Source organism: Enterovibrio nigricans DSM 22720, assembly GCF_900167155.1.
Lineage (GTDB): Bacteria > Pseudomonadota > Gammaproteobacteria > Enterobacterales > Vibrionaceae > Enterovibrio > Enterovibrio nigricans.
Genome location: NZ_FUXU01000151.1, coordinates 1 through 4,633 on the forward strand (window position 1 = coordinate 1; position 4,633 = coordinate 4,633).

At 45.5% G+C, this 4,633-nt stretch carries 4 protein-coding genes and 1 pseudogene; 4 read left to right on the forward strand and 1 reads right to left on the reverse strand.

Annotation, left to right across the window (positions count from 1 at the left end):
* Window positions 1-80 precede the first annotated feature (80 nt).
* From B5D35_RS22800 to B5D35_RS25350, 4 genes are all read left to right on the forward strand, one after another.
* Window positions 81-1,040 carry a cellulose biosynthesis cyclic di-GMP-binding regulatory protein BcsB gene (locus tag B5D35_RS22800; RefSeq protein ID WP_078754702.1) on the forward strand — a complete coding sequence of 320 codons (960 nt, stop codon included), beginning with the start codon at window positions 81-83 and terminating at the stop codon, window positions 1,038-1,040.
* A complete protein-coding gene (locus B5D35_RS22805; RefSeq protein WP_078754703.1) occupies window positions 1,037-2,053 on the forward strand; it encodes a family 8 glycosyl hydrolase in 1,017 nt (338 codons plus the stop codon). Before B5D35_RS22800 ends, B5D35_RS22805 begins: the two co-directional genes overlap by 4 nt.
* Window positions 2,050-3,507: a hypothetical protein gene (locus B5D35_RS22810; protein WP_078754704.1), complete on the forward strand. Its 1,458-nt coding sequence runs from the start codon at window positions 2,050-2,052 to the stop codon at window positions 3,505-3,507. The genes B5D35_RS22805 and B5D35_RS22810 overlap by 4 nt, the downstream gene beginning before the upstream one ends.
* A 140-nt stretch (window positions 3,508-3,647) precedes the next feature.
* Window positions 3,648-4,502: a CobW family GTP-binding protein gene (locus tag B5D35_RS25350; protein ID WP_170915258.1), complete on the forward strand. Its 855-nt coding sequence runs from the start codon at window positions 3,648-3,650 to the stop codon at window positions 4,500-4,502.
* Here the strand turns inward: B5D35_RS25350 and B5D35_RS22820 are convergent.
* Window positions 4,418-4,633, reverse strand: a pseudogene (locus tag B5D35_RS22820) (group II intron reverse transcriptase/maturase); the annotation flags it as partial. The gene B5D35_RS25350 and the pseudogene B5D35_RS22820 overlap by 85 nt on opposite strands.

Here is a 4,633-nt window from a genome sequence, read left to right on the forward strand (position 1 = left end):
ATCGTAGCTTCTAGATTTAGTTCCATCGATTTAAGCAACAAAGCCATCTGACAGACACGCCGTTGGAATTGAATTTGGTAATGCCCAGCAACATATTATTTAGCAGCGAAGACAACGCAAAGTTAAACCTATTGTTGACGCACTCCCGTGTTGCACCTGGCGCTGGGTCGATGATCTTGCGTGTTAACGGAGAGTACGCCAATAGCCTGCCGTTACGTTCAAGTTATTGGCGTGATACGCAGCTTTATCGTTTAAACATTCCAATGAGAGATTTTAATCCCGGTATCAATAAAGTATCGGTAGAAATCTACGGCCCCGTTGATATCCGAAATCAGCAGCGACGCTTTGCCGTCTACATGTCAGAGAAATCCAACCTTAAATTGAGCTCTTGGGTGAAATTTATCCCTACTGAAGGTCACCATGTTTCACCACAAGATTTTTTCGCAATCTCAGACGATTGTGGGAAGAAAGCACAATTAACCGTGTCCCCGAATGACCCTGTACAGCTTAAGAATTTGTGGCGATTAATTAGCCATGTTTCTCACCACACCAAAAAGGCGATGCCAGGATTGTTAGTCACGACTAAACGAGAGCAAAGTCGACCTTTCCATGTGATTTTCGGTGACGATGTGCCTTCGACACCTTTCTTCAATGAGACAAAACAAGACTCTCAATGGGACACGTTGAAACAACGACTTTTTGAATTCGTGGCGCACAATGAAAGCGAGCATGAAGATAGCGAGTCTTATTTCATACCAACCAATGATAATGATATTGCGTACGTGAAGCATACGAACGATGAGGGGTGGTATCGAATTCATATGCTGCCAACAACGCAAGACGAATTCGCAAGCTTCCTGCGGAATGAAAATATTATGCCACCTGCGGGGGCATTGAGTGAGCGTGAGTTTTCCAGCAGTACTTCACAATATATAAAAGCCGCATTTATTGGTTATCCCGCAGGGCTGGCAGTGGTCTCTTTGCTGATTATTTGGTGGATGTCTGCGTTTGTGACGCGTGCTTTGGAGGCCCGCCGATGAAATACCTTCCGATATTTACCACGGCGTTATTCACCATGACGACATTTTCCGCCGAAGCTGCGAGGCAATGTGAGCGCAACGACGGAATGTGGGAATCCTATAAGAGAAGTTTTATCACATTGGCTGGCCGAGTTGTTGATACCGCAAACAATCATATTTCCCACAGTGAGGGACAGGGATATGGCATGTTGATGGCGGCGCACTATGACGACAAAGCGACATTTGACAAACTTTGGCGTTGGACTCAGCGTCATTTGCAACGCGATGTAGACCCTCTTTTTTCTTGGAAATGGCAACCAAACAAACCGCACGTGCCAGATGTTAATAATGCCAGTGATGGTGATGTACTGATTGCGTGGGCACTCATGCGAGCTGACGAGAAGTGGCCTGAACAGGACTATGAACGCAGTGCAAGAAATATAGCAAGATCTTTAAAAAACTCACATATTCAGAAGATTGGCGGAGAGACGGTGCTATTGCCTGGATCGCATGGCTTCAGCTTTGATCATCGCACGGTAGTGAATCCTGGCTACTGGGTTTATCCGGCGTTGGCGTCCTTCGCAAAGTTCGACAAGACATGGCGTGTCTTGTCTGAAAGCGGACTGTCCATACTGAGCAAAAACCTATATGGCGAAGAGAGATTGACACCTGACTGGCTTGAGTATTCAGACAAAGGCTGGCAACCCGCGGATACGTTTCCTTCGCAATTCAGTTATTCAAACTACAGAATTCCACTTTACATGATCTGGGGTAACAGAACGCACCCTTTGAATCGGAACTTCGCTAACTGGATAGGCGGGGATAACCGTGCATGGGTTGATGTTGTCTCTGGTAAAAAAGCGAGTTACCCGCCGCCGGATGGTGCAAAAGCCATTGCACAATTGGTGGAAATTGATAATGGAACACGGTCGCTTGAACAAGGGATTTCTTTTCTGCCACAAGGAAAAGACTATTACTCAGACAGCTTAGTGCTTCTTTCGCACATGGCTTACAAAGACAGGGTGTGCCAATGAAAACCAAGACACTACTAATCTTATTCACGGTATTTAACGCAAATGCGCAAGATCATCATGAAGTAAACCTGTTTGATGAGCGCATTGTGGTTGAAGTAAAGACTGAAACTGCCACTTCATTCGATGAAACACCGCTTTGGAAAACGTTGGAAAATGACGGTTGGAAAGCGGCGAAGCAGGCGATTCAGGGTAACCAGGTTTCTGCTGCATTGACAGAAGAGATTGATTATCAAAAAAGCGTGGAAACGTTGAAAAAAGCCATGAAGAAGAAACGTTATAGCGACGCTGAAGCATTATTAGCAGCAAATGAAAGCTGGGTAAATTGCGATCGTATCGAGTGGGTGTGGTTGGATTTACAACAAGAAGTTGTGTCAGGTTATGGCGAGAATGCACAAACCAAATATCAGTACGTATTGGACAATTGTGAGGGACATGAACAGAGCACCGCAATCAAATTGTTCGGATGGGCAGGCGCAAATGCAGGCGATGATATTGTGGCGCGCTATCGAAAGTCTCCCGGTTTCGATGTGAAAGTGGCTGAAAAAATGGAACATGACATCATGCTCTCTACACTGTCACATTCCGCGCTAACTGAAAGAGAGCTTGTCCGCTTATCGTCAAATATTAAAGCGAGAAGGGATGGTCAGGCAGCTGAAACCTTGGGTTGGAAATACTTGAAGCTCAATGATGCAGACTCGGCACTAAATTGGTTTGAAAACGCAATTCGCTGGTCTGGGCCAACGCAAAATCGTGTTGAGGGGAAATTGCAGAGTCTGCAGCATCTTGGTGAGTTGGAATCGCTTCATCAAGAGCACCAAACGTGGCTTGAAAAATATCCCAAACTCGCTGAACTGGAGTTTGGTTCAGAAACGGACGGCCAAATCCAATGTGAATCGACTGCCCGTGAATGTTTAATGTCACTTTCACAGAAAAACGCGCTGAGTGCTGGAGAATACGCCCTTCAAGGATGGAAGTACTACGAAATTGGTCGTGCTATGTCCGCATCCTTGTCCTTTGAGCAAGCGCTGGAAATGATGGAGCCAAGTGATTCAGAACGGGATTTAACACAATATGGGTATGTTTTATCGTTACAGCAAATGGGGTTTTCAGACAAAGCCCAAGCTCTGGCGATGAGCATTAATGACTCTGACAAGCGGGTTGAGATTGATAGACAACTTGCCATGAAGCGTGCGTTTATGGCCTTCAACACGAAACAGTATGTTGCGGCGCTAACGCATATTCAACAATATGAAATGGCCTATGGAAGAGATGTGAAACTCATCGAAATCAAAGCGTGGGCACTCTACAACAGTCAGAAAAAATCAGAGGCGTTGAAAGAGTATACGAAGTTGACGGAAGCATTCCCGCACAATGAGGATTACCAGAAATCGTATATGATTATTCGATGCGGTTTCGCAAAGAAAGACCCTAAGTGTAAAAAATACAATTCTTGATTGATGTCATCTTGGCATAGCCAGTGTTGACGACCGTGAACACTGGCAAAAACCGCTGTTTTCCAATGAACCAACTGATACACTCTGCAAATAAATACAATTGAGTGTAAGCCCTGCGGGTTGTGGGGTTCAGGAAAATCATGGCAGAAAAACTTACCAAAAAAATTCCTACAAATATCATTACGGGTTTTCTCGGTGTTGGTAAAACGACCGCGATTCTCTCTCTGTTAAAACAAAAACCAGAAAACGAAAACTGGGCTGTGCTCGTCAATGAATTCGGAGAAGTGGGTGTTGATGGCGCATTTCTCAGCGAACAAGGGGCACTGGTAAAAGAAGTGCCTGGCGGATGCATGTGCTGTGTTGCTGGTCTTCCAATGGCTATAGGCATCAACGCGTTATTGGCACAAAACCCAGATCGCCTCTTGATTGAGCCAACAGGGCTTGGGCATCCTAAAGATATCATCGGGAAATTGCTTTCTGAGCATTACGAAAATTATATCGCGTTGAATGCGACCATTACCCTCGTAGACCCACGCAATTTCTCCGATCTTCGGTACACAGAGAACCAAAATTTCCAAGACCAATTGGCTCTTGCTGATGTCGTCGTTGCGAACAAAACCGATCTTTGTTCTCCTGACGATATTGCGGCATTCGATAACTATGTTTCTGAATCCGCCATTGCCAAACTGGCGTCGGGATCTGTTGAACAGGGCGAATTAAAGCCAGAATGGCTTGCGTTGCCACGTATTGATAGAGACGCACAGTTTGGCCACCACCATTCTCACGATGATGATGAAATGTCGAGTAGACGACACCTGTTACCAAGTGTCGTCCCTCTAAGAACCCAGCGTGCAACTTTCACCGCACTAGGCTCAAGCCTTCACGAAGGCACCGATTGGCACCCAGCAACTTATAAAGCAGCGAGAGCAGGCTCATGCCAAGAGTTACGGCATTGCTTCTTTGATTTTCTCTTAGCCAAGTATTCTTGGTATTGAGGATCAAAAGGCGTAGCGGCACTCCTGATTTTTACATGTCTCTCTATTGGCACCTTAGCTATTTGAAACAGATTGAACTGACAATCCATATCCATGATCTTCTGCCAACCGTGAAATTGCCATTGACCTTG

Coding starts and splice junctions, on each gene's coding strand:
- B5D35_RS22800 (WP_078754702.1), top strand. CDS start 81: ATGCCCAGCAACATATTATTTAGCAGCGAAGACAACGCAAAGTTAAAC.
- B5D35_RS22805 (WP_078754703.1), top strand. CDS start 1,037: ATGAAATACCTTCCGATATTTACCACGGCGTTATTCACCATGACGACA.
- B5D35_RS22810 (WP_078754704.1), top strand. CDS start 2,050: ATGAAAACCAAGACACTACTAATCTTATTCACGGTATTTAACGCAAAT.
- B5D35_RS25350 (WP_170915258.1), top strand. CDS start 3,648: ATGGCAGAAAAACTTACCAAAAAAATTCCTACAAATATCATTACGGGT.